The sequence below is a fragment of the Pseudorhodobacter aquimaris genome, assembly GCF_001202025.1.
In the GTDB taxonomy this organism is placed as follows: Bacteria; Pseudomonadota; Alphaproteobacteria; order Rhodobacterales; family Rhodobacteraceae; genus Pseudorhodobacter; species Pseudorhodobacter aquimaris.
In genome coordinates this window covers 1-25,960 of the sequence record NZ_LGHS01000064.1, presented here as the reverse complement: position 1 = coordinate 25,960, position 25,960 = coordinate 1, and the positions used below count along the sequence as shown (strand labels likewise).

Annotated in this window: 17 protein-coding genes and 5 pseudogenes; 9 read left to right on the top strand and 13 right to left on the bottom strand. The window is 58.5% G+C overall.

The features are described from left to right. Positions 1–16: 16 nt before the first annotated feature. From AKU94_RS11415 to AKU94_RS20915, 7 genes and pseudogenes are all read right to left on the bottom strand, one after another. Entirely contained in the window at positions 17–577 is a 561-nt protein-coding gene (locus tag AKU94_RS11415; protein ID WP_157056526.1) for an HK97 family phage prohead protease, read from the bottom strand. A gap of 4 nt (positions 578–581) precedes the next feature. Continuing rightward, positions 582–830, bottom strand: coding sequence for a GTA head formation protein, RCAP_rcc01685 family (locus AKU94_RS11410; RefSeq protein ID WP_050527395.1), 249 nt, complete (start codon positions 828–830; stop codon positions 582–584). After that, a complete protein-coding gene (locus tag AKU94_RS11405; protein ID WP_050527394.1) occupies positions 827–2,002 on the bottom strand; it encodes a phage portal protein in 1,176 nt (391 codons plus the stop codon). The genes AKU94_RS11410 and AKU94_RS11405 overlap by 4 nt, the downstream gene beginning before the upstream one ends. A gap of 89 nt (positions 2,003–2,091) precedes the next feature. Continuing rightward, a complete protein-coding gene (locus AKU94_RS11400; RefSeq protein WP_198144899.1) occupies positions 2,092–3,447 on the bottom strand; it encodes a DNA-packaging protein in 1,356 nt (451 codons plus the stop codon). Between the two features lie 456 nt (positions 3,448–3,903). Beyond that, positions 3,904–5,081, bottom strand: a pseudogene (gene mltG, locus AKU94_RS11390) (endolytic transglycosylase MltG). Continuing rightward, the gene (fabF, locus tag AKU94_RS11385; protein ID WP_050527392.1) at positions 5,081–6,343 is read right to left on the bottom strand and encodes a beta-ketoacyl-ACP synthase II; all 1,263 of its coding nucleotides are present in this window, start codon (positions 6,341–6,343) and stop codon (positions 5,081–5,083) included. Before fabF ends, mltG begins: the two are co-directional and overlap by 1 nt. A gap of 303 nt (positions 6,344–6,646) precedes the next feature. Next, positions 6,647–6,985 carry a transposase gene (locus tag AKU94_RS20915; protein WP_408633695.1) on the bottom strand — a complete coding sequence of 113 codons (339 nt, stop codon included), beginning with the start codon at positions 6,983–6,985 and terminating at the stop codon, positions 6,647–6,649. 75 nt (positions 6,986–7,060) lie between these two features. On the opposite strand from AKU94_RS20915, the gene AKU94_RS11380 reads away from it, so the two are divergent. Then, positions 7,061–8,170 (top strand): polyheme membrane-associated cytochrome C, encoded by a 1,110-nt coding sequence (locus tag AKU94_RS11380; protein ID WP_198144898.1) that lies wholly within the window; start codon positions 7,061–7,063, stop codon positions 8,168–8,170. On the opposite strand, the gene AKU94_RS11375 is transcribed toward AKU94_RS11380, so the two are convergent. After that, a complete protein-coding gene (locus tag AKU94_RS11375) occupies positions 8,167–8,523 on the bottom strand; it encodes an FAD:protein FMN transferase (protein WP_083445045.1) in 357 nt (118 codons plus the stop codon). The two genes, AKU94_RS11380 and AKU94_RS11375, sit on opposite strands and share 4 nt — an antisense overlap. 354 nt (positions 8,524–8,877) lie before the next feature. Here AKU94_RS11375 and AKU94_RS11370 point away from each other — a divergent pair, with 354 nt between their 5' ends. Further along, positions 8,878–9,408, top strand: coding sequence for an SDR family NAD(P)-dependent oxidoreductase (locus AKU94_RS11370; protein WP_050527390.1), 531 nt, complete (start codon positions 8,878–8,880; stop codon positions 9,406–9,408). 132 nt (positions 9,409–9,540) lie between these two features. On the opposite strand, the gene AKU94_RS11365 is transcribed toward AKU94_RS11370, so the two are convergent. The 4 genes and pseudogenes from AKU94_RS11365 to AKU94_RS11355 all read right to left on the bottom strand — a co-directional run bounded on the left by AKU94_RS11365 (position 9,541) and on the right by AKU94_RS11355 (position 18,940). Then, positions 9,541–10,191 carry a DUF924 family protein gene (locus AKU94_RS11365; RefSeq protein WP_050527428.1) on the bottom strand — a complete coding sequence of 217 codons (651 nt, stop codon included), beginning with the start codon at positions 10,189–10,191 and terminating at the stop codon, positions 9,541–9,543. 40 nt (positions 10,192–10,231) lie between these two features. Then, positions 10,232–12,106 (bottom strand): heavy metal translocating P-type ATPase, encoded by a 1,875-nt coding sequence (locus AKU94_RS11360; RefSeq protein ID WP_050527427.1) that lies wholly within the window; start codon positions 12,104–12,106, stop codon positions 10,232–10,234. A 1,468-nt stretch (positions 12,107–13,574) separates the two neighbouring features. After that, a pseudogene (locus tag AKU94_RS19255) lies at positions 13,575–13,871 on the bottom strand (ATP-binding protein); the annotation flags it as partial. Positions 13,872–13,909: 38 nt separating this feature from the next. Further along, positions 13,910–18,940 (bottom strand): RecQ family ATP-dependent DNA helicase, encoded by a 5,031-nt coding sequence (locus tag AKU94_RS11355; protein ID WP_050527426.1) that lies wholly within the window; start codon positions 18,938–18,940, stop codon positions 13,910–13,912. A 700-nt stretch (positions 18,941–19,640) separates the two neighbouring features. Between AKU94_RS11355 and AKU94_RS11350 the strand changes: the two genes are divergently transcribed. The 5 genes from AKU94_RS11350 (at position 19,641) to AKU94_RS11335 (ending at position 23,950) form a co-directional block, all read left to right on the top strand. Further along, positions 19,641–20,702: a methionine ABC transporter ATP-binding protein gene (locus AKU94_RS11350; protein WP_050527425.1), complete on the top strand. Its 1,062-nt coding sequence runs from the start codon at positions 19,641–19,643 to the stop codon at positions 20,700–20,702. Beyond that, the gene (locus tag AKU94_RS11345) at positions 20,692–21,366 is read left to right on the top strand and encodes a methionine ABC transporter permease (protein ID WP_050527389.1); all 675 of its coding nucleotides are present in this window, start codon (positions 20,692–20,694) and stop codon (positions 21,364–21,366) included. The genes AKU94_RS11350 and AKU94_RS11345 overlap by 11 nt, the downstream gene beginning before the upstream one ends. A 46-nt stretch (positions 21,367–21,412) precedes the next feature. Then, on the top strand, positions 21,413–22,189 hold the full coding sequence (locus AKU94_RS11340; RefSeq protein WP_050527424.1) for a MetQ/NlpA family ABC transporter substrate-binding protein: 777 nt from the start codon (positions 21,413–21,415) through the stop codon (positions 22,187–22,189). An 882-nt stretch (positions 22,190–23,071) separates the two neighbouring features. Then, positions 23,072–23,200 (top strand): hypothetical protein, encoded by a 129-nt coding sequence (locus tag AKU94_RS20665; protein ID WP_408633694.1) that lies wholly within the window; start codon positions 23,072–23,074, stop codon positions 23,198–23,200. A gap of 240 nt (positions 23,201–23,440) precedes the next feature. Beyond that, positions 23,441–23,950, top strand: a complete 510-nt coding sequence (locus AKU94_RS11335) for an MgtC/SapB family protein (RefSeq protein ID WP_050527388.1) — start codon at positions 23,441–23,443, stop codon at positions 23,948–23,950. Positions 23,951–24,075: 125 nt separating this feature from the next. Here the strand turns inward: AKU94_RS11335 and AKU94_RS20990 are convergent. Next, positions 24,076–24,367 (bottom strand): annotated as a pseudogene (locus tag AKU94_RS20990) (IS6 family transposase); the annotation flags it as partial. An 82-nt stretch (positions 24,368–24,449) separates the two neighbouring features. Here AKU94_RS20990 and AKU94_RS20910 point away from each other — a divergent pair. Beyond that, positions 24,450–24,545, top strand: a pseudogene (locus tag AKU94_RS20910) (IS66-like element accessory protein TnpA); the annotation flags it as partial. A 2-nt stretch (positions 24,546–24,547) separates the two neighbouring features. Further along, positions 24,548–25,843: pseudogene (gene istA, locus AKU94_RS11330) on the top strand (IS21 family transposase); the annotation flags it as partial. Positions 25,844–25,960 lie beyond the last annotated feature (117 nt).

Genomic DNA, 25,960 nt, shown 5'->3' with positions numbered 1-25,960 from the left:
GTCGTGAAAAGCCGTCCTAACGGGCGGCCAACTCCCGGCGCGCATCTTCAAAGATCTGCGCCACGCCGCGCCAGGTATCGGCAAGCTCATCGTTTTTTGCCGCTACCCGCGCCTCTGGCAGCATCGGAAAGGTCACAAGCGACACTTCCCAAAGCTCCAACTCCGACAAGAGCCTTTGGCCCTTGCCATCCTTCTCGGCCCGCAAAGTGCGGTAACCGATGGAAAGCCCGTCAATCGCGCCTGCCGCAAGCAAAGCCGCCGCCTCGCGTCCCTTGTCAACTTCGGGCAGGATGCGCCCCTTGACGTAGAGCCCTACGCCATCCTCGCGCACCTCGTCCCAAATGCCGATTGGCTGCGCCGGATCATGCTGCCACAGCATCTTGACCCGCCGCTCGGCTTTCGCCAGCGCCTTCAGGCTGGTGGCATAGGCGCCCTTTTGCACCACGTCCCCGCCCTGATCCTTCCGACCAAAGAGGCTCGCGTAGCCTTCGATCACAAGACCATTCGTCACCGTCAAGCCTTCTTCCGGGGCGTAGTATTTGCGCTCCGGTGCGCCATGTTTGTCCATATATCCCATTTGCCTACCTCATCGCCGCTTTCAGCACCGCCTCGGCCCCCTGCGCCAGCAGAAAGGCCGTAACCCCGTAAACCCCCAGCCAAAGCCGCTTTTCCAAGCGGTCCAGACTACCCTCGATCTGGCCAAGCCGGTATTCCAGCCCGACCCAGCGTTCCTCGGCCACCCGTTCGTTCGCCTCAATCCGCGCCGTGGCCGCATCAAAACTGTCGTAAAGGTATCTAGAGCCACCGCTATCCTTGCCGCGCAGGCTCATTCATCCTCTGCCAAGGCTGGCAGCCCCAGAATTGCCCGCTTTTCCGCCGTGGTCAGGAAATCTGCCGCCCCGACCCGCGCCCATTGCTGGTCACGTTCCGATGCCAAAGCATGCACCTGATCAAGATCGGCTTTGAACTCGATCTCCTCACCGGTGAACCCCGAGAGCCAATGCGACAAGGAGGCCGTCACCTTGGACACCAAGGGCAAAACCGTTAGCCGGAAAAAGGCACGGTTTGCCTCTTGGTAATTGGCATAGGTCGCATCGCCGGGGATGCCCAAAAGCATCGGCGGTACCCCAAAGGCAATCGCGATTTCACGCGCGGCGGCCTCTTTGGTTTTCTGGAACTCCATATCCGAGGGGCTGAACCCCATCGGCTTCCAGTCTAGTCCGCCCTCCAGCAACATCGGGCGCCCCGCATTTCGTGCGCCCTGATGATGCGATGCCATCTCGTTCAGCAAGCGATCATATTGGTCATTCGACAGCTGTGATTGCCCGTCGATGCCCTTATAGACGATCGCCCCGCTTGGCCGTGCCGCATTGTCCAGCAACGCCTTGGACCAATGAGAGGCCGAGACATGCACATCCAGTGCCACCGCCGCCGCCTGCATCGGCGAAAACCCGTAGTGGTCATCATGCGGATGAAAGTTGCGGATATGGCAAATCGGGGCCAAACCGCCGGTCATATCAAAACGGTGTTTGCGTGCGCCTACGGTATAGTCATAGGCGACCGGCCAACCATCCGTACCCGGGATCAAACTCATCCGGTCCGAGCGCAAAATATGCAGTTCCCCCGGGAGCAAAGTTGCGCCCTGCACCGCCTCGACATAGGCGTTGCCCGACAACAACAGCTGCCCGTAAAGCGCCTCCATCAATTCCGCACGGCCCTGCATCTGGTTCGGGCGCTTCATCAGCGCCAACAGCGGATGCATCTCATAACGACGGTCGCAATCTTGCAAAACCAAGGGCATCGCCGCCGCGGTTTCGGCAATCAACTTGACCGCACGAAACCCGATAGGGTTGCCGAGAAAGCCCGTCTTGGTCAGGCTCACGACATCGCGCGGGCTCCATGCCACACGGCCAGAGCCGGAGTAGTTGATCACCGGCCCCGCGGCCGATGCCTTTTGCTCTGGCACCGAAACATCACTGCGTTTCAGGAAATCGAAAACCATCTGGATCAGCTCCTTTGTCTTTGTCTCGGGGGGCGAAGCGCTGCCCCCTCGGCTTGAAACCAAATCTGATCTAATTTGATTAAATTGTGTTAAAGTGTGCGAACGGTGGGCCGCTGGTAGTTTGCGCCCGCGTCAATGATCAGGTCGGTCAAGGCCCAAACCAGCGCATCCACGCGGTCAGGGCTGCCCTTGCCCTGAAAGCCGGTGCTGGTCATCAGGCACATCTGATCCTCCAGCTTGCCCAGATTGGGCAGATGGCTGACGCGCCCCTGCTCATAAAGCGCCGCCACCGGCTCGGCACGCACGGCTTTGCCGCGTGTGGCCCGCACGGCGCGGTAGGCCAGCAAGGGGTCGATCTGGCGCAAAACACTTTCCACCATATCCCCGCCCTGATTGACCTCTGCCACAACCCGGTCAGCCTGATAGCGTTCCTTGGCCGCAATCGCCGCCCGTGCCCATGTGTCGGGGGATGCCGCCTTCACACTCGCATCCTCCAGCACAAAGGCACGCCATGTCTGCGGCGGCCCTTCGGTGACGGCCCCCACAACCAAGATCCCGCATTCGTCCGATCCCGCATGGCCCGTCACTGGTGGATCAACCGCCACCACAATGCGCGACAAGGCCGGCGCACGTTCCACCCGGCCTCGTTCCAGCTGTGTCAGGCTCCACATCGCACCCTCGGCCTCTTCGAGCAAAAGACCTTCCAGCTCTTGCCGTCCTTGGCTCGTGCCCGCGTAGCGCCGCTCCACCTCTTCCAAAAACGAAGCCGCCAGATTGGCGCGGTTGGCCTGTGTCGGTGCATGGGTGGAAACCGTCGAAGGGTTCTTTAGCACCGCCTTCAGCACCTCGACATTCCGCGGTGTTGTCGTCACAACCTGCTGCGGATGCTCCCCCAACCGCAGCGAGAATTGCAACATATCCCAGGTGTTCTGCGCATTTGGCCATTTCGCCAGCTCATCCACCCAGGCCGCATCAAATTGCGGCCCTCGCAGCTTTTCGGGGTTATGCGCCGAATAAACGGTTGCCGTGGCCCCGTTCGGCCAAAGCAGGCGCGCCCGGCTCGCCTCCCATTTCGGGCGGCGGTCAGGGGGCGAACATGCCATGATACCGCTATCGCCAAAGATCATGACATCGCGCACCTGATCCACGCTTTCCCCGACAAGTGCCACACGCTGGGCGCGCCCCGGATCAAGGGGTTGCGACCCTTCGACCATACTGCGCACCCATTCAGCACCGGCGCGGGTTTTCCCCGCGCCGCGCCCTCCCATGATCACCCAGCTTTTCCAGGCACCCTCTGGTGCAAGCTGATGTGGCAAAGCCCAGAACTCGAACATCCAAGGCAGGGCAAGCAACGCATTGTCGCTTAGCCCTTCCAGAAATTCAGCCACCACCTCCGGCGTTTCGGAGGCGAGCCAGCCTGCTCCCGATTTCAGCGCGCGCGGCATCGAGGTCGAGGAGTTCCTCCCCGATGATCCCGGCTGTATCATTGCGGATTTTGTCAATTTTGCTCCTTTCGTCCATCGCCAGCTGAAACGCGGACTTTAAATCCCGCACTGCCTGCAGAGCCGCTTTCGCGTCTGCCGGGGCACATGATTTTGCCGCTTTGATTGCGCGCGCCAGTTCAACCCCGGCGTCGCGATACATTTCTTCTGTTGCCGCCAACAATTCTGTCAGCTGCCCGTCCCCAGTCAGAAAATTTATTGTCATGTAGTCCTGCACCCGCCTCATGCCTGCCCGCACGAGAGAAATGAAAAAGCGGCACCGGGGTCACCCCCGAGCCGCTTGCCCACTTCTTCTAGCATGCCTGAATAGGTACAGCAGACCGTACGCAAAGTCAAGCTATTTTCGTTCTATATCAACCGGTTACCCGAACGCAGCCTTAATGTTACGTTAAGTATAGCTCAATTACCCTGCACCCCTGTGGCACCTTCCTGGCCACGCTGCGCCTCGATCTGACGCCATTTGGCGACATTGGCGTTATGCTCCTCCAGCGTCACACAAAGGCGTGACCGCCCGTACCATCGGCCACGAAAAAGATAAACGGCGTGTCATCAGGGTTAAGTGCAGCCTCAATGCTCAGCCGTCCGGGGTTTGCGATCGGGCCGGGTGGAAGCCCCTCAATCACATAGGTATTATAGGGCGTTTCACGGCGCAGCTCCGACTGCCGCAAGCCGCGCCCCAGGATCCCTTCGCCATTGGTCACACCGTAAATAACCGTCGGATCGGTTTGCAACTTCATCCCCTTGCGCAAACGGTTGACAAATACGCTTGCCACCTGCCGACGTTCCTCGGCAATACCGGTCTCCTTTTCGACAATAGAGGCCATAACCAGCGCCTCTTCCGGGCTGGCATAGGGTAGATCCGGCGCGCGCTCGGCCCAAAGAGCGGCCAGAATCTTCTCCTGCCGCTCTTGCATCACGGCCAGAAGCTCTGAACGGTCGCCACCACGTGTCACATCATAGCTGTCGGGCGCAAGGCTACCCTCAGCGGGAACCTCATCCACGGTGCCTTCCATAAACTCGGCACGCCGCAGCATTTCCACCACCTGCCAAGACGTCACCCCCTCGGCCAGCGTCACCCGATAGCGCAGATCCAGATCCTCAACCGCCTCAAGATAGGGCTGCGGCGCCGCATCCACCCCCGGATCAAAAGAAGCAACCTCAACATAGCGGTTGGTCGCCGCGTCCAGCTCTCGCAAGACCACATCCGCAGACGCAATTCCGATCCGGAAATTGACCTCGCTGCCACAGGTCGATTGCCCACCGACCGTGATGATCTGCAACACCTCGCCCATAGACGCACCCGCAGGCAACAAATAGCTGCCAAACTTCAACCCGCTCCCCTGCCCCGAGTAATCCGCCCCGATCCGGAAAATCCGTGCATCCGAAATCACACCGCTGCTTTCCAGTGAGCGGCTGACCGAAGACAGCGTCGCCCCGCGCTCTACCCGAAAGCAGACCGCATCAGTCAATGGCCCGGGCCCGGTATATTCCCTGCGGCCCCAGGCCAAAAGCCCCGCGGCAATGACCAGAAGCAGGATAAAAAACGTCAATGCATTGGACGCGACTGCCTTCCACATCAGGCGGTCACCTTCCCCATAATCAGGCTGGCGTTGGTCCCGCCAAACCCGAAAGAGTTGGACAGCGCCACGTCAATCTTACGCTTGCGCGCCGCATTGGGCGCAAGGTCCAGCTTGGGTGTCACGGCCGGGTTGTCCAGATTGATCGTTGGCGGTGCCACCTGGTCGCGAATGGCAAGGATGCAAAAGATCGCCTCAACCGCGCCCGCAGCCCCCAGCAAATGCCCGATAGAGGATTTGGTCGACGACATCGTTGCTCCCTCGGCCGCATCGCCCATCAAGCGTTCCACAGCACCCAGCTCGATCGTGTCAGCCATTGTGCTGGTGCCATGCGCATTGATGTAATCAATATCGGCAGGCGTCAGCCCCGCACGTTTGATCGCCATATCCATGCTGCGATAGCCACCATCACCATCCTCACTTGGGGCAGTTATGTGATAGGCATCGCCCGAAAGCCCGTATCCCAGAACCTCGGCATAGATCTTGGCACCGCGCGCCTTGGCATGCTCGTACTCTTCCAACACAACCACGCCCGCACCTTCGCCCATCACAAACCCGTCACGGTCGGCGTCATAGGGGCGGCTGGCCTTGGCCGGGTCATCCGCACGTTTTGTCGACAGCGCTTTGCACGCGTTGAAACCGGCAATCCCGATCTCGGAAATCGGGCTTTCGGCGCCGCCTGCTATCATGACATCGGCATCATCAAAGGCAATCATCCGTGCCGCATCGCCAATCGCATGCGCACCGGTTGAGCAAGCCGTCACAACCGCATGGTTCGGCCCCTTGAAGCCAAAGCGAATCGAAACCTGCCCGGAGACCAGATTGATCAGCGACCCCGGAATAAAGAACGGGCTGACCCGTTTGGCCCCGCGCGCTTTGATCAACACAGCCGTATCGGCAATCGACGACAACCCGCCAATGCCCGATCCGATCATCACGCCAGTGCGGCATTTCTGATCCTCGGTTTCCGGCACCCAGCCCGAATCCCGAACCGCTTGCGTGGCCGCCGCCATCCCGTAAAGAATAAAGTCATCCACCTTGCGGCGATCCTTTGGCTCCATCCAGTCATCTGGGTTGAATGTCCCGTCGGTGCCATCCCCAAGCGGGATCTCGCAGGCGTATTGCGTAATCACACCCGCAGGATCAAACCGCGTGATAGGGCCTGCACCCGATTGGCCCGCGATCAACCGCGACCATGTCTCTTCTACACCGCATGCCAGCGGTGTAACCATACCCAGACCTGTGACTACCACTCTACGCATCAGTGTCTCCCCGTCAATTTATCAGATTTCGGGCACAGATACACCGCAAGCCACGCCCGCGCAACACAGACAGCGTTAACGGCAACTTTACGCCTGCCATCTCTGTCAAACTTTTCTGTGATTTCGACAAGGATCCCGAGAGGTGGTCCTGGATTCACGACCAGTTTGCAGCCTTGTTGAGACGGATCAGGACTTCATTTCAGGCTGCTAATCTTATTGGTTCGAGTTTTCTGGCATAGGCCGCCTTTGGGCGGGGGCAACAGGCCATACCTCGAATGGACCCTTACAAAGTTAATCATTCAGCTAATTGCGGGTCACAGACAGTATCTCGGAGCCCCCCTCAAGCGCATTCAGGCAAACGCATTCGTATTTGAAGGATCGCCTCATCCGTTTGATCATATAGTTGCCAAGCGTTGCTATTCGGCCAAAAGCGATGTCGCTTAATTGGTAGCGCCCCGACGTCAGGCCCATATAGGCGCGGACGGATCCAGAGCAATTGAAACGGTCCCGTGTGTCGATCGTTGCCAGAAACCTTGCGGCACTGACCGCTCCGAGATTGATGGGGACTTCTCGCCTCGCAGCGCGGCGTGTCTGACACGCGTGTGGTTTGGTACTTTGCCGAACGTCAATGATCTGGCGCAATGACGTCGGAATACCTTCCGCTCAACCTTCTCGAACACAAAATGCTCATAAGCGGCTTTCTCCGGGGGGATCACCATGCGTTGGTTAACCAGAACACGCGCGACTTGCATCATCATAAGCGGCCTGATCGCCGTTGGCTTTTCGGCCACGGCACAGGAACAGAAAAAGCCCGATCTGGGGAAAATCACTGAGGCGTGGCTGTCCTCGCCCCATGCTGACCGAGGCGCCGAGGCATTCAAGCACTGGAACGATGAAGACATCCGGATGGTGCCAAAGGAATGTTCGACCTGCCACACCAGTCGCGGGATCATCGACTATCTGGGCACGGATCTGCGCGCGGTGAACGTGATCGAGCAGCCGCAGCCGCTGGGATCTACGGTGGATTGCGTGACCTGCCACAACCCCAAATCCATGGCGCTGCAAAGCGTGGTGTTCCCCTCCGGCGCGCGTGTTGATGGGTTGGGAAAAGAGGCGATCTGCGCTACCTGCCATCAGGGTCGCGCCTCAGGTGCTGATGTTACGGCGGCAGTTGCGGGGCGCGAGGATGATGTGGTCGCGGGCGATCTGACCTTCATCAACGTTCATTACAAAGCGGCGGCGGCAACCCAGATGGGCAGCGTGGCTGCGGGCGGCTATCAGTATGATGGCCAAGCCTATGTCGGCACCTTTATCCATGTGAAAGAGGAACCATCGACCTGCCTGTCGTGCCACAGCCAGCACAGCCTGAAGGTGAAACCGATCGATACCTGCACCAACTGCCACAAGGGGGCGGCCAAATACTCCGATATTCGCAGCACCGAAGTTGACGTGACCGGGAAAGGCGACACGGGGCAGGGCATTGCCCATTCGATCACCACATTGCACGCCATGCTGGGGGCTGCGATCCAGAAATACGCCGTCGAGGTTGCAGGAGCGCCTGTTGCCTATGACCCGCACGCCTTCCCGTATTTCTTCATCGACACGGATGGCGACGGCGCAATCACTCCCGGCGAGGCAATCTTTCCGAACCGCTATCAAAGCTGGACACCGCGCCTGCTGAAAGCGGCCTACAACTACCAGTTCATCGCCAAAGATCCCGGTGCCTACACCCATAACCCGCATTACGCGATCCAGCTGCTGCAAGACAGCATGGCTGATCTGGGCAAAGCGGTAGAGGTTGATATGGCCGGGATGGTCCGACCCTAACCCGCGTCAAGGCTGATCTTTACCGTGACGCGCCCCCCGGTCCAGCTATCGGATCGGGGACATAGCATTTGAATTAGACCGTAATTCTCGATGCGCCGTGCGCTGTGCCAAGGCATGCGCGCTTGAATGAAAATATGCCCGACAGCCGAGCTGCGGATGCTGCCCGTATCATCGCGCAATAAAAACAACGCGTTGCGCCTGAATTGCCGCGCAAGTTTGGCACCGCCTTGCGCACCCAGAGCCATCAGCGCGGTCGCCCAAGCATCGGCCTCGGCACAGGTCTGTGCGATCACTGTGACCGCGGCAGCGGCTCCATCCCCAAGAACAGTGAACCCTACAGGTTCGCCATTCAGCGTTCAGACCGATTGAAATTCGCTTACGCAACAACATTGCCGGTTGGCAGCTTCGATAACCGCCACCTTAAAACCAACAGGCAGTGATCCGGCCCGAAGGCGCACGCCGGATTGGTTCACCCCCGCCCAGAAGGGTGCGCGCAACATTCAAGTCAGGCCCTGCGTTGCCGCTGCTTGCCCTGGCTCCTGCCGCTCTGCTTGGGAACGCTAACCGTTCGGGCAAATCCCTTTGGGCCCGCGAGGCGCGTGACTTGCGCCACGCATCTTGTAAAGCCGTCGATGCGCGTGATGCAAACCACGCCGCACATTCCCATATAAAAGCTGAGGCATAAGTGTTTTCAAAGGAGAGACGCCATGGATCTGCCTTTTGACGGCAAAACGATTATTGTAGCAGGTGGGGGATCGGGCATTGGCGGCCCCTCGGCGCCGACTGGCAGCTATGATGTCGAGGCGTGGCAAAAGGTGATCGACATCAACCTTTCCGGCGTGTTTTACGGTATGCGCTTTGCTATCCCCGAGATTGAAAAGGCGGGCGGCGGTGCTGTGGTCAATGTGGCCTCAATCCTCGGCTCGGTCGGTTTTGCTGGCTCCTCGCCCTATGTCAGCGCCAAGCATGGCGTTCTGGGCGCCACAAAAAATGCCGCCCTTGAGCACGCGGCGACCGGTGTGCGGGTCAATTCTGTCGGCCCCGGTTTTATCCATACTCCGCTGGTGAGCAATGCACTGGACGCGGCGACCCTGAAACACCTTGAAGGCCAGCACGCCCTGAACCGGCTTGGCCAACCCGAAGAAGTTGCGGCGCTGATCGTCTTTTTGCTGTCGGACCGCGCCAGCTTTATCACCGGGTCGTATCACCTGGTCGATGGCGGTTATACGGCGCGCTAGTTTTGGTGGCCCGCTCTTGCGGAGCGGGCCACGGGTTCAAAGTTTGATCACCATCGGGAACTGGCAATCTGTTTAGCCAGGCTTCAAAGCAACACATCAACGGCCTGACATCTGGCGGCGATCATCAGTGTTTTACCGAAAGGCCTTCATATGGGGGAACTGGCCTTTGGCAAGATATGCCTCCTCCTCGGCGGTCGATTTGCGGTTCAGCACGCCATTGCGATGTGGGTGCCGCCCGAAGGCCGCGATGATCTTTCGAACGTCGCCAGCTTGGCTGACCAAGCCGGAATATATCGGCGCAAGCGGGGTCGGGGCTGTGGCGGCAATGTCTTGGCGCAGGCCGATCAGCTGATCGAGACGCTGCAAATGGTCCGGCCCCTCACAATGGCCCAGGGGCAGGCCAAAGACGATCTGGAACCAGGGCGTCTCCAACCGGGAATAATCGCCGTTCGATAAACCGCGCATCACCAGCGATACCGCGTAAGGGTCTTGTGCAAAGGCGCGGGCATCGTTGCGCCAGACCGAGCGGGAAAACTGATCCAGCACGGCGATCAGCGCCACCAGCCTGCCGTGTGGGTCCTGCGCCCAGTCATCCAACGCCCCCTGTGCCGCCCTTTCGGTAATATCCGCAAACCGCGCTATGATTTCAGCATCCGCACCGCCCTGCATCCGCCAGCGCCAATGCGCATGATGGGCCTGTGGATCCACATCCAAACCGCGCCCCTCGGGAAACCAGAAATCGAGAACATTGTCCCAGTCCTCACGGACCCTTTCAGCAATCATAACAAAGCCCTCTTTGCAATGCGGGCAAAGGCCACCACCCTCATACAGCAGCCTCTTTTGGCCCGCGAACTGGCGCATCCCGCTTTGCCCTGCGCGCGGGGTTGGACAACAGGCGCAGCCCGTTCAGCACCACAAGCACCGTGCCGCCTTCGTGCCCGACGACCGCAAGCGGCAGCGGCAAGTCAAAGAACAGCCCGGCGATGACCAAAATCACCATGACCCCGATGGCAAAGATCAGGTTCTGGCGGATGATCCCAGCTGCGCGGCGGGCAAGGCGTTGGGCATCGGCAAGCTGGCGCATATCTTCCGACAGAAGCGCCACATCGGCGGCTTGCAAGGCCACCTCGGACCCCGCGGCCCCCATCGCAATGCCGATATCAGCGCGCGCAAGGGCTGCGGCATCATTCACACCGTCGCCTACAAAGGCCACTTTGCCCGTCTCGGCCAGCGTGGCAACCGCCCTCACCTTATCCTCGGGTAGCATTTCGGCATGGATCTCATCTGCGGCAAGGCCCAGTTCCGCCCCGATCCGCAGCGCCACGGCGCGCCTGTCGCCCGTCATCATCACGATCCGGCGCACGCCGCCCGCACGCAGGGCCGCAATCGCAGGGGCAGAGCTGGGCCGCGCCTCATCCGCCACACTGACCGCCCCCAGCACATCCGCGCCCCGCCCCAGATAGATCACTGTGTCACTGCCCTCGACCAAGGCTTGCAAGTGCGGCGCAGCAACCGACGCACCCATGTTTTCCGCCAGATAGGGGTTTCCGGCCCAGACCGGGCCCAGACCGTCCTGCCCTGTTATCCCGACCCCCGGCTGCGCGCTGACCTCGCGCACCTCTGCCGGGTCAAGTCCTCGTTTTGCGGCCTCTCGCCGGATTGCGCTGGCGATATGGTGCTCGGAATGTGCCTCCAGCCCGGCCAGAAGCGACAAAAACCCCGCCTCATCACCATCCAGCGCCACGATTTGCGTCACCGCCGCCTGCCCTGTGGTCAGTGTGCCGGTTTTATCAAAAGCAAAACTGTCCACAGCAGCAAGGGTTTCCAGCGCCGCCCCGCCCTTGAACAGAACGCCCATGCGCGCGGCGGCCGACAGCGCCGACAGAATCGCGGCAGGGACCGAGATGACAATCGCGCAAGGGCTGGCCGCAACCAGCAGTGTCGCCGCCTTGTAAAGGGCTGGCCGCCAATCGCCACCCAGCCAGAAGAACGCAACAAACGCCAGCACCGCTCCGATCAGCACCGCAATGGTATAACGTTGGCCAAACCACGCACTGAACCGTTCCGAGGGGGCCTTGGCCGCATGCGCCTCGGTCACCAGACGGATCATTCGGGCGATGGTGCTTTCGCCGACCGTGCGCGTCACGGTGACCTCCAACACCCCGTCGAGGTTCACCGTCGCTTCAAACACCGGCTGGCCCACGGCTTTGGAGACGGGCATGGACTCGCCGGTGATATTGGCCTCATCAAGACCGCCGCGTCCCAGACTGATCGTACCATCACTCGGCACCCGCGCACCGGGACGCAGCACGACGATATCGCCAACCTCCAGCATCGCTGCCGCGACCTCCTCAACCCCGCCGGTCACGGTTTTGCGCAAAGCGGTTTCTGGGCGCAGCGCCATCAGGGCCTCGATCGCGCTGCGCGCACGGCCCAGCGCGCGTTCCTCCAGTGTGCCCGCCACGCTGAACAGCGTCAACAAAACCGCGCCTTCCAGCGGTGCACCAACAGCCGCGGCTGCCACGGCGGCAACCACCATCAGCAGGTCGATATCCAGAACATGTTCATTCCAAAGCACCGAGAGTGCCCGCGATGCCGCAGGAAGCCCCCCCGCAAGATAAACAGTTGCCAGCGCCGGAAGGGTGACAATTCCCAGCCCATCAACCGGCAGCCACGCCCCGGCCATACCCAAAAGCATGCCCAGAACCGTCAGCAACGACGGAATGACATCAAGATCACGCAGCAGCGGTTTCGACGGGACTTGTTTTTCGGGCTCGGTCACATTCGTACCCCGCAGACGACCAAACGTAGATCACCAGAAACGAACTGAGCCTGCGCAAGCGCCACCATATCAACAATCGCTTTCATAAAACTCCGCTTATGCTTTTGATTATACCACAATAGCGCCTCAGGCCGCTTTGGGCACTGACGATTTTGACGCATGGCCAGCATGGTCGGCTAAACCGGGAGTCAGTACCATGCGCCCCGCAGCAACCCCATCGCCCGCGCCCTTATCCTGTTGCACAAGCAGTCCACGATCTGCCAAAGCGCTGCGCTGTCGGCCGCCGTGCGGAGACGGTGGCGCCCATAAAGATGTTTCATGTCAGACTTTTGCACCCGTAGACAGATCTGAGCGTTTTAATAAGGGAAGGTTCCTGTAAGGCTAGCGCCAACTTACAATCTGACTTGTATGTTGGCGCTATACGCCAAAATGGAGCAGTATTTTTTGGACATTTTCCGCCCATAACCGGTACACAGCTGCGCATCGTAAAGGCTACGGTTCGATTTTGGGCTACCAAAGTCCTTCTGATCGGGCATCCTGGATAGGGTGTCATATATGACCTGAGGCACTATCGTCAGGATCGGCTGCAACTGGCCCCCGAGTGCAGCGCCGAACGAGAACTGTGGGCTGAAGCATATATGTTAAAGGAACCCCTTGGCAAAAGGAGGCGGGCCGTCACAACACCGTGAGATTGCCGTGAATGCGGTGGCGGGCCGCGGGGTAGCATTGCACTGGCTTGTCGGGCCTTTGGTAACAGCTAGACCGGTTATATCTATAGCCCTTTGCTCAGCGACAAGAATGAGCGGATAGCTGATCAGACAGCCCGCTTTCGACGCAAGTCGCAGAGACTGTTGAAAATTTGGTCATTGCGCACCACCCCGGTCAAAAGATCACACGACCAGCGCGGCGCATACTGCATGGCGGGGCACAGACCCTAGATACAGTCGCGCTGGGCTTTACTGCTGCGGAAATCAATGGCCAACTTCCCGCAGCACTGAAACGTCGGCTCTGCCGGTTCGTCGGCTTTTGTCCCTTTGACGGTTCGGCCCGATCATAACTTGGCCACAGCCTATATTGGCAAAGCTTTCCCAAACCAGCTGTCACCAAGCATGACCATCGAATGGTCTGACGAGCCGCAACGCGCCACAGCTTCGACGTGCTCCCCATAACGCCCTGCTCATGATGGTACAGAACTAATAAGGTTGGCGCTTTCACAACCATCGCAGCACGCGAAATAACGCCCAACAATGTGACGGCAACCAGTAAGATGAGGAAAAAGAGACGACGCGCCATCGGATCCATCAATGGCAAGCTGGCACAAATCTATGATTTCCGAACACCAATCGCAACACGCGATGCTGTTGTCTTACATGGCGTTCGGTCATTCGCTGACCCTCAGATTTGTGGTGATGATGACGCTGGTGCGTTCATAGCGTTTTGCTCGAGATGGTGGAACAGCATGGCACCACCAGAGGTGCTGAACGGCAGACATCCAGGTTGGTTTTTTACCCGGCAGCGCAAGCCTGCATGCGCAAGAGGGCAACACCAAGAGATCGGTTTTCACCAACATCTCTGCGATCTTTCCAGCCTTGTTCTGTGCGTTTTCCTGCGCCAGCGCATTGACCAGTTCGGCCGTCGAGTAACAGCGCACGCGCTTGTGGTGATGTTCGATAGCCTGAATACGCCAGATCCTGTCCACTTGGTGAGGAAGAGCTTACTTCAACTTCTTCCCCGCGTGCGAAAAACGAACTCGGGCAAGACCGTCTCCCACTCATCGTGCTTGATGTAGGCATGATAACGCTCATCGCTGTCGGATTTGCGCCAGCGTATTATTGCACCGACCTTGCCTGAAACCAAAACGGCCCCCGCAGGTGGCGCCCAACTTCCAGCCATACGGCCAAGCGGGCGGCGGTGGCGATCAAAGATGACCCATTTTCCTTTACGCGGCTCAAGCGTTACCGGATCGTCAACCATCGCGGCACTGATTGCCGAATGGGCGGGGTTCGCCCTGGGTAGTCGGCCCGCATAAGATAGATCAACCGAAGTCAAATCGGGCAGCTGATACTGGTCGGGGTCAGGAAGGTCGACACGTCGCGGCACCTCGACTTTGCGCAGTAGCTCACTTTCGCTGTCCGCCAACACAAAGTCATGTGAGCCACTTGTCACCACCGCGAGGCTACGACGCGCGCGCGTCATGGCGACGTAGAACAGGCGGCGTGGGGCTTCACCGTCTTCGCCCTGAGAAAGCGCCTTCCAGCCACCGTTCAGGATCAATACGTGATCGAACTCAAGCCCCTTAGAGCGATGCGCGGTAAGCAGAAGTAGCCCCCGCTGAACGCCACGGATTTCCTGCGCCCATTCCGCAAGCCATTCGATGGTATCAGGAACGGGAATGGCTTTTTTGCCCAATTCGCGGGCGAGATCTGCAACCCCTGTGGCAATAAGATCAACCCAGCGATTTGGTGGCTGCTCATTGAGGGTGTCAAGTATCTCCTGGATTGTAAGCAGGGCGGATTTACGCATACGCAGGCCTGCAACGAGGTGCTGCATCTCTCGTAGACGCCATATGCTTGGGAGCTTTTCGTTGGCCAATTCGACAGGCAACCCAAGCTTTTCGGCATAGGCGCGAACCGGACCCAGCCGCCGCCAGTCCCTGGATATAATCGCGCAACGTGCCCAGCTGAAGTCGGGGTCGAGCCGCGAGAGCCGAACCAGCTCATCCACCGCAGCCATCGCCTGCGCTACGTCATCGGCAGCTATATCAAGAAACTGCACCCGCCCTTGCCCCACCGGATCATAACGCACCATCACGCCGCCACCGGGGTCGAGGCTGCGCATCTTATCGACGGTAATATCATGTCCGACCTTCATGCGACCGCGCGCAGGTTCGATAACCTGATTGGCCGCATCGATGATATAGCGGGTTGAGCGGTAATTCTCTGTCAGAAACTTGGGTTTGGCGCGGTAATCTTCCTCGAACTGGCGGATGAACGAGATTGAGGCCCCCGCAAAGGCATAGATATTCTGGTCGTCGTCACCCACCGCAAATAGGCTGATCCGTTGGTCTGGGTCGTCAAGAGAGCGTCCGGCCACAGCGGCAATCAGGGCGTATTCCTCGGGGCCGATGTCTTGATATTCGTCCACCAAAATCCAGCGATACCCCTGAATAAGCGCTTCACGCTGTGCTTCTGCCTCAGATTTGCTCAGCCCCTCGCCGTTGATCTGGCGCACGGCTTCCATCACGATCCCGTCAAAATCTCGCTCCTCGTTCGCCCCGCCTGCGAAACTTGCCCCTACCAGCCGCATCGCAAGGGCATGGCAGGTAGAGACCGTGACACGTGCCGCATCTTCCCCAACCAAATGACGCAGACGGGCGCGGATTTCGGCCGCCGCGTGGCGGTTGTAGGTCAGCACAAGTATGCCGTATGGGTCTTCGCGCTTTACACGGAGCAGATAGGCGATACGATGCACCAGCACACGCGTCTTGCCCGAACCCGGCCCCGCCAACACCAGCACATTGGTCTCCTCACGATCATCCGCGACAATCTCTTGCTGCACCGGATTGCGCAAGTCATCAACGATCTGCTTCCAGGCCTTGCCTGTGGTCTGGCGTCGGATCTCGACGTTGCGTCCCGGCAGCCATCGCCGCAGAAATCGGTCTTGGTCCAAGGTGAAGTAATCTTCGGACAGGCGTACCGCCTCATCAATATGATCCAACCCTTTTTCGGCATATGCGGCCATCACATGGGTTTGCAGGGTCTGTTCGCGGTAATGCTCTTCAAGCGGAAAGAAATCCTTTTTGGTGAACCCTGTACGCCCCGATTTCAGGTAGATGGTCATGGCAGCGCGGAAAACGGTCAGCCCCTTGCCAAGCGTCATCACTTGCTGTTCATGCAGCCACAACAGCGCGCGCTCCATGAGCTTGGTCATATCCTTGACACCAAAGTCCTGAAAAGAGGCGTCCCCGGTCAGAGCCCCCAATAAATCACCAATGGTTGTTTCTACCTGAATATCTTTGCCACGGCTCCCTGTGGGGGCTTTGCCGATCAAAAACTCAAGAAGCCGCTCGGCCGCCATCCAACGCACCAAGGCAGTCTGATCCACAACACGCCATGAGCGTTGCAACACTACTTCGAGTGTCTTGCTCGACAGCCTGCGCAAGCGGATATTGCCGCGCCCGCCGTCGCCATCGCGCCCATCCCGCTCGATGCTTCGCAAAAGGCGGTCAAGGATATGCGGGCTTGCATCTTCATGCCCCTCGCCGCGCAAAAGCTGGCTGGCCGCGGCCATATCCAACTGGGCGCGATCACCGATATCGGCCTCAGGTGCCAACTCTCGCATCTGATCGATAAGGGCCTTTTCCAGTCGCATTGCCCGTGTCAGGCGTTGACGGGATTGGTTTTCCACCCCGATATGCACCGCAACCGTTATGGCAATATCGTTTCGCGCGATGCCGAGGGTTTCCAGATCGGCCATCGCCTTGCTGAGCGCACGGTGCGAAAGCCCGCTGACATCGGTCAGCTCATCCGTCGAGACGCCCTGATCTGCGGGCGCATTCATCACATGGCGCACGATGGTCAAAAGCTGATCACGCCGGGCTTGGGTAATCTCGGCACCTTTTAATCGGACCTCGGCTTCGGCCAGCGTGCGGACCAGAAGCGAGGACGCAAACACCTGCACACGATTTTCCTCGCGTGAGACGAGGGTCGCTTCTTCAAGCCATGAGATGGCCGTCTTGACGCGCGTGTCATCGCTGGCGCTATCGCGCACGAATTCGCGGTCTTTTTCCTCGCGCACAATCTCGCCCGGTGTTGCAACGACCTTGCCACTGTGACGCGTGTGCTCATCCATGCGGCGCAGCGCCTTGAGGATAGCGCCGATCTCGTGGCGTTCTAGGCGTGAGCGCGCGGTGAGTGAAAACTGCCGCTCGACATCGTCGGAATGATAGAGAAGCACACATTCGGCAGCCGCCCGGTCGCGCCCAGCCCGGCCTGCCTCTTGTAAATAGTTTTCCAGAGATCCCGGGATGTCGGCATGAATCACAAGACGGATATCTGGCTTGTCGATGCCCATTCCAAAGGCATTTGTGGCCGCAATTACGCGCAGGTCACCCACGCGAAAACGCTCTTGCACAGCCTGCTTGTCATCGGCTGTAAGGCCAGCATGGAAATGCTCGGCAGCAATTCCTTGGGTTTTCAAAAACTCCGCGACGCGCTCGGTTTCTTTGCGGGTCGCACAATAGACCACAGCACCCGACTTGCCATCCGTGGGCAGACGCTCGGACACCGCTGCCAGGATATCCCCAAGCTTGCTGCCCCGAGTGGTCGGCAGCACCGAAAACGTCAGATTGGTGCGCGTAGCGCCGCCGTCGAATAGCCCCAGCTCAATATCCAGACGCTCTCGAAAATGCTCGGTTATGTCACGAATGACCTCGGGCTTGGCAGTGGCCGTCAGGCACAGCATCGGCGCGGGTTTCGCGTCACCCGAAAATTCACGTATGAACCGTCCAATGTAGCGATAATCGGGGCGAAAGTCGTGCCCCCATTTCGAGACACAATGCGCCTCGTCCAGCACCCAAAACCCTATTTCGCGCTGCGCGAGGACCGAACGGATAGAGACGCTGCGCAGCTGTTCCGGCGAGATCAGCAAGATCGCCGCCTGACCCATCCGCACCCGTTCCAGCGCATCCTGACGTTCGGGCATGGAGAGCATGCCGTTGATGGTCACAGCAGACGAAATCCCCGCGCGCTCCATCCCCTGCACCTGATCGGCCATAAGCGCCACCAGTGGCGAAATCACCACCGTCAGCGCCCCAGCCTTGTCATATAGGCTAAGTGCGGGCACCTGGTAACAAACCGATTTGCCGGTCCCCGTGGGCAAGATGCCAAGCACATTTGCATGTTGCATGGCTTGCGCCACGATAACCTCTTGCAAAGGCCTGCCTTCGCTATCCACGGGATGAGGACGGTAGCCTTCGAAACCGAACCATTTCTGGAGCGCGCCAACAGGGTTGTTCATCTCGACACACCAATTGCATGCGCTATCGCCGCAATTGGTGTCGCGCAACGCGCGCACGATCAGGGCCGCGTCGGGGAAACTGGCGCGCACCCAAGGCGGCATCACAGACTCTCCGCCCGAGACAGAGATCCATGCAAGCGCATAGGCCATCGGCCAGCCCATCTTTGGATCTGTCAGTGTTTCAATAACCGGCGCCACCTGTGCGCCGCAGGCTTTGCCCGCAAGCATCCCGCTGATCGCCGATAACGCTGTGGCGCGATCCGGCTGTGGCGATTTGCGGATGCTTTTGAAAACCGCGTCAAACCCATCGGCGCGGTCTAGGCGGGTCGCCAGGTAATGATATGCCAGCAAAGCATCGGGCGACTGGGTGCCCAGTTCGGTCAGCGCATCGATCTGGTTTTGTAACACCTCGAAAACCAGTCGTGCATCTCGCTCGGGATCGTTCACATGCCCCGCCTGCAGACGCCCGTCGTGGTAGTGCTTCACAAGGTGGTGGTAAGGGTTGCGTGGAAAAGCCAGCGGATTAAGCCAAAGTGTGTCGATGGGTGCGGCCATTTTCGCGGCCAACCGCGGGCGCGCTGCCAGAAGATGCTCGATATCATGGCGCAGGATATTATGGCCGATGACATGCGGCCTTTTCGGAAGAGCTTTTTCGAGTTGGTCAAGTCCCTGTTTGATATTGCCCTTTGGCGCCACAATCGCGGGCCCGCCCCCGAACGACACCGCAGCCATGTCAAAGATATCGGCGGTCTTCGGGTTGACTTCCAGATCAACCGAAAGACACCGCTCAAGCAGTGGCCCCTTTTCCTCGGTTTTTGTTCTCAGGAAGTTCAGAAAAGCCATAAAGCCCAGTGCAATAGTATATTATGGGTCGACCCTAGAGCGCGCCATCCTCCGCCGCAACAAAACAAGTTCAGGTTTAAAATTGATTGACGAAGCAAGTTATTAAGGTTCCAGACTGTTGGCAGGTAAACGCGTTGCATCCGGGACAGGGTTTGACACGCGTGTCAGGGGGCATTCGCGGGTTATAGCCAGAACAAGACGGTTGCGGCGCTGGCCGTTTTCACAGGTTTGCCACGAAACCTCCGGGCTGGGATAGGCGGCTTTGCCCCTTAGCCCTGCAAACAGCGCGGCCTTTTAGGGCAGCATCGTGGTCAAGGGTTCGCCTCACCCATGATCAGCCAGTTTGCCGGCCTGTGTTTGTGGCGTATCTGCCGGGTCCAAAAGAATATCCACCCGACGTCCACAACGTCCGGCAAACTGCGGCCTCGCAGGTCGGGCGGGGTCGCAACACTGTTCCCCAAAACGCCCCTGTTTCGGTATCATTGGACGTGTCACGAACAATTCCAAAGCGAATGGCCTCTTGCATCTCCGGGGTGAAACCTGTCTACCGACCCCTAAATTGAGCTCTTATCAGCCGGATCGTGTCCTGATGTCAGACCCAAAAAAACAGGGGGCCTCTATCGTTTTTCAGGCGGTGGGCAAGGCGTTTGTCAAACCGGGCGGAGGTGTGGTCTCTGCGGTGGATGAAGCTTCGCTGACCGTTGAAGCTGGTGCAATCACCGGCATCATTGGCCGTTCGGGCGCAGGGAAGTCGACCATGCTGCGGATGGTCAACGGATTGGAACGGCCGACCGCGGGTAAAATTCTGGTTGGCGGGCAGGATGTCGGTGCCGCCCGCGGGGCTGCTTTGCGGGCCATCCGGCGTGACGTGGGTATGATCTTTCAGCACTTCAACCTTTTGGCCTCGCGTACGGTTGCCGGCAATATTGCGCTGCCGCTGGAGGTCGCGGGTGTTCCATCGGCAAAAATCAAGGCGCGGGTGGCGGATCTGATCCATCGCGTCGGCCTTGACGCGCAAAGCGACCGCTATCCGGCAGAGCTTTCGGGCGGTCAGAAACAGCGTGTCGGCATTGCGCGTGCTTTGGCGACAGAACCCAAAGTGCTGCTTTCGGATGAGGCAACCTCTGCTCTCGACCCCGAAACGACACAGACCGTGCTTCAACTATTAAAGGATATCAATCGCGATCTTGGGCTGACCATTCTGCTGATTACGCATGAAATGGCCGTGGTGCGCGATATTGCGAGCCACGTGGCCGTGATCGAAGGCGGCAAAATCGTTGAGGCCGGAAAAACCTATGACGTCTTTGCCGCACCACAGCACCCGACGACCCGGTCCTTCCTGTCCGGTGTGACCGGGGTCACCCTTCCGGCCTTTATCAAGGGCCGGATGCACGATGCCCGTCTGCCGGGGCCCTGCGAAGAGGTTGTCCATGTGACCTTTGCGGGCAAACATGCGACCGATCCGATGCTTGCGCTTTTGACCCGTGATCTGGGTATCGCCGTGAATATCCTCGCCGGTGCAATCGAGGAGATCGGCACAGAGCCCTTTGGCAATCTGTTGATCTCTTTTGATGCGGACAAGGGGGATCAGGCACGGGCTTATCTGGAACAGCACGGGCTTTTGACGGAGGTGCTTGGATATGTCGGCTAATCTGATCGGCCTGTTGATCGACGCGACCTGGCAAACCCTTTATATGGTTGCCGCCTCGACCGTTTTGGGCACGGTTTTGGGCCTGCCGCTGGGTGTGTTTTTGGCGACCTCCCAACGCGGGGAACTGTTGTCGCGGCCTTGGGTAAACAAGGTTCTGGGGCTTGTGGTCAATGCCACGCGCTCTGTCCCCTTTATCATCCTCGTCGTTGCGATTATCCCCTTCACGCGCATGATTGCAGGCACCTCAATCGGCACCACGGCCGCCATTGTGCCACTGACGCTCGCCGCTATTCCCTTCATTGCACGCCTGATTGAAAACGCCATTCGCGAGGTAGATAGCGGGCTGATCGAGGCGGCGCGGGCCATGGGGGCCACGCCGATGCAGATCATCCGCAAGGTGCTTATCCCCGAAGCCCTTCCCTCTATCACCCTTGGCCTTACCCTCGCGGTGGTCAGCCTGATCGGATATTCCGCGATGGTTGGCGCTGTGGGCGGCGAAGGGCTGGGCGATCTTGGTATCCGTTATGGGTATCAGCGGTTTATGCCCGATGTCATGGCCGTGGTGGTTGTCATCCTTGTTGTTCTTGTCCAACTCGTGCAATCCATCGGGGAATGGATCGCGGCAAAGGTTGACAAACGTGCCCCCAAGGGCCGCGGCCAATAGGCTCTCAACGCATTCCTTTTTTCTATCACTTATCAGGAGTAATATGATGCTGCGTCTTACCACCCTCACATCCGTTCTTGCACTTGCGGCAACCGCCCTTATGGCCGAGCAAATCAAGGTCGGTGTATCCCCCGGCGAACACGCCGAAATCATGGACGAAGTGGCCAAAGTTGCCGCGCCCATGGGGCTTGATATCGATGTGGTGGAGTTTTCCGACTATGTGATCCCGAACACCGCGCTTGCCGATGGTGATATTCAGGCCAATTCGTTTCAGCATGTGCCCTATCTGGACAACCAGATGAAGGACCGCGGGTTTGATCTGGTTGTCGTTGGCAACACGATCACCACGCCGATGGGTATCTATTCCGACAAGATCGACGATATCGCCAAACTTCAAGACGGCGCAAAAGTGGCAATTCCAAACGACCCGACCAATGGTGGCCGCGCGCTTTTGTTGTTGCAAGAGCTCGGCCTTTTGACCTTGGCCGAGGGTACGGGCCTGGTTCCCAGCCCGCTTGATATTGCGGACAATGCCAAAGGTCTCAAGTTTCTAGAACTTGATGCCGCGCAATTGCCCCGCACTCTGGCGGATGCGGATATCGCGATCATCAACACCAACTATGCGATTGCCTCTGGCCTAAGCCCCAAGGATGATGCCATTGCCATGGAAAAGGCCGACAGCCCTTATGTAAACGTCATTGTGGTGCGCAAGGGTGATGAAAACCTTCCTTGGGTCAAGACTCTCGTGGACGCCTATCACACGGATGAGATCAAAGCGTTCATTGATGATGCCTATAAGGGCGCTGTAATCACGTCCTGGTAAAAGACTGCGACACTTATCGGCCTTCTTGCCATTAAGTTTGCGGCGGCCCGCCCCCTGATTTTACGGGCGGGCCAAATTTGAATGGCAAGAGACCGCATTTTCGCGCAAATCGGCTGATGGCATTTCGTGACGCGGCAACTGAAAAGAGGTTTGCTTCTGGATCCTGAGCAAATACGAAACGCTGCAAGTGACTGGCGGAATCGAACTTATTCTTGGCCTTCTGTGGTCTGCGCGTAGGCTGATGGGAGCTCTCGGCTCTATTGTTCACGCCCTTGTGTGACCAATGCGCGACACCGGGTATGATCTGCCGCTTCGCAGCCCCGTGCTGCACTTAACACTATCAAACCGGCACCAAATCACGGCAGGTCCAGTTCAGCAACTTGAAGGCTGAAGCGCGTTCGCCACGTGCAAAGGCCCCGCGGCTCCTGACGAACACGTTCATCGAGTGCGCCGAATCCAAGCGGGCCGATCCCGATGAACGCAGTTTTGGTCACAGGAGTTGTCCTGCCCCCCAGCCCCTTCAAAATACCTGGCAATTTCTTGTTCAATTTCCAGCCACAGAAACCATTTCGCGACGGGGCTTATACTGTTGGGCAATCGCGTTCGCTCCGGATGAAGGTCGCACAGTGTGGGAAATCAACGTAAATTTGGATACCTATACTTCACGATATCGTTTTGGCAACTTCGTGAAACTGGCCACCAAGTTAATTGACGTCACAGGTGTTTTGGCGCTCTGGATACGGATCACCTGTCCGAACACTATCAGCAATTTTCGGCCGCCCCGACAAAGCTATGGGAACCAAGCGCAATCTTGGATGGTTTCAATGTCAGGAGGGCATAGCGGACAACACACAGTAAACCAACCTTGTTTCATCATCTGACGTGAATGGAACTGAAATATACGGGAACGGCGGCTTTCATGTGGGATCTATCGATCATCTTATGATCACTGAACAATCCGGAAAATTGGCTTATGCGGCTGTGGTTTTGGCGGTTTCTGGGGTTGGGTGAGGATCATCACTCTGTGGCATGGAGCAAGCTGCACTATGACACTGCCAAAGGCGGTACAGACGGGCACGCTGACCTTGACTGGGAAAACGCTCCCACGAGTAACAACGTACCCAAGATTACTGGACGTCAGTGATTAGCCGCAACAACTTGCGATCCCCATCGGGGCCCGCATTTTTCAAACGGCGGACTTCTAAAATCTGCCTTTCCAAAACCTGAACATTTATGAACGGTCGATATTCTATGTGGGATGATTTACTAAACGAGTTCTCTCTGTCACCCGAAATACCGCTGACAATCGTTGTTGCGCGTACTTTGGCAACGGTTGTATTCTGTGGCCTCATCGGATTGGAACGTGAAACCGCACGTCGCCCCGCAGGGTTACGCACCCACATGCTGATTGGCCTCGCCGCCTGTGTTTATTGTCTTTTGACACTAGCACTACTAGGGCGGGCCGATGAATTTGGCGATGCGGTCCAAATGGACCCCCTTCGCATTATCGAAGCGGTGACAAGCGGCGTTGCCTTTCTGGCCGCCGGTCTGATCGTGTTTACCCAAGGCAAGGTAAGGGGTCTCACGACCGGGGCAAGCATGTGGGTGGCCGCGGCAGTAGGCGTGGCCTGCGGCCTTGGAGAGTGGACAATTGCGGGCATGACAGTCTCGTTAGCTTTGATCATCATCGGTCTGGTACGCAAACTGGAAAAGAAAGCCGGCACATATGACACAAGCGAAAATCCCGAGATCAATGATTGAAACACACACGGTTCGCAAAACAATTCATACCAGCGCCATCACGAGAACGCGAACAGGTAGAGCTGGCTGCAAGGTCGGGTCTGACAAACTCAAATCTATCCCGGTTCGCCCAAATCCGCTGTGCGTCAGGCCCAGCTCGGCTGCCTCCACGCAACGAGAGAGTCGGCGCGGTTGGTCTTGAAATTTTCGCGTGAGTGAAGGTGGCACTCCTGGTTGAAATGATTGAAAACTTCGCATGCTGCGGCCCCCCTGCATGGCGCGTTCTCTTCGTCAGAATGGCAGGTGTGAGTTCTCAGCCCGATTATTCAGCCGACAACCAGTTTCTTAATTGTCCGTATTGCCAATGACCTTCATAGAAGCGCCACAGGATAGAAGCTCGCCTGTCAACAAGACATTAGGACGGCCGTACCGTTGCATCGCAAGCAAAGTTTAGGCCCCACCTTCTGTTGACCTGTGTATTCTGCGAGTCCGTGTGTCATGGATTTGAGGGGGTTTCCCCATGGAGACTATGAACGAGTTTCTCGTTGATGCGGCGCACGGACCCAAGGGGCAGCGACGTTGGCCTGACGAACTCAAGGCGCGGATTGTTGCAGAGACATTGGTTGCCGGTGCGACGGTAAAGGGCGTGGCCGAGCCATTCGCGAGATCGCGCGTCGGACGGGCGTGTCTCGCAACACGATCAAGAAGTATTTGCGGGAAGGGATTGTTGAACCTGCGTTTCAGGCGCCGGATCGTCCCAGCAAACTGGACCCTTATGCCAAGCATCTTACAGCATGGCTGACGACTGATCAGCGCAAATCACGCAAGGAGCGCCGAACGGCGAACGGCGAAGCTGATGCATGCCGATCTTGTAAAGCTTGGGTATGACGGTTCCTACGAGCGTGTTGCGGCTTTCGTGCGGGACTGGAAGGGTGAACGGCAGCGTGCGCATCACACGACAGATCGCGGGACTTTCGTGCCGCTGGTGTTCGCGCCGGGCGAGGCTTTCCAGTTCGACTGGAGTGAGGACTGGGCCTATGTCGGCGGTGAGCGCATCAAGCTGTAGGTCGCCCATATCAAGCTGTCGCATAGCCGCGCATTCTTGGTGCGGGCCTATCTGCTGCAAACACATGAGATGCTGTTTGATGCCCACTGGCACGGGTTCCGCGTTTTTGAGGGCGTCCCCGGGCGTGGCATCTACGACAACATGAAGACAGCCGTCGACCGGGTTGGCGTCGGTAAACGGCGCGATGTAAATGCGCGGTTTCTGGCCATGACCAGCCACTACGTCTTCGATCCCGAGTTCTGCAATCCGGCGGCGGGCTGGGAGAAGGGTCAGGTTGAGAAGAGCGTGCGTGATGCCCCCTCTCGCGCATGCGAGCATGCGCGAGAGGGGGCCTGATCACTTTCGATCGCAATCGCTATTCCGTGCCCGCCAGCTTTGCGAACCGGCCGGTGAGCCTGCGCATCTACCCCGACCGGTTGGTGAGTGTCGCCGAGGGGCATGTGATCTGCACACATCAGCGGATCATTGAGCGATCCCACCGCCAGCCTGGGCGCATCATCTATGATTGGTGCCATTATCTGGCTGTCGTTCAGCGCAAACCCGGGGCGCTGCGCAATGGCGCGCCCTTCGTCGAAATGCCCGAACCCTTCCGCTTGCTGCAAGCGAAGATGCTGCGGCAGCCCGGTGGAGATCGGGAGATGGTCGATATCTTGTCACTGGTCTTGCATCACGATGAACAGGCGGTGCTCTGCGCGGTAGAATTGGCATTGGAGGCTGGCGTGCCGACCAAGACCCATGTGCTGAACCTGCTGCATCGCCTGTTGGATGGTAAGCTGACTGACCAGCCAGACGTGGACCCTCCAGCTGCCTTGCCGCCGAGTAAGGAGCCAGAGGCCAATGTCGCACGGCTCATGATGGGTTGCGGGTCCAGAAAGGAGCGCGCGATGCGTCATGATCCCGCTGGAGCTGCCATCGTCATCATGCTGCGCAGCCTGAAGATGCGTCACGCCGAAGGCGTTCTTGCA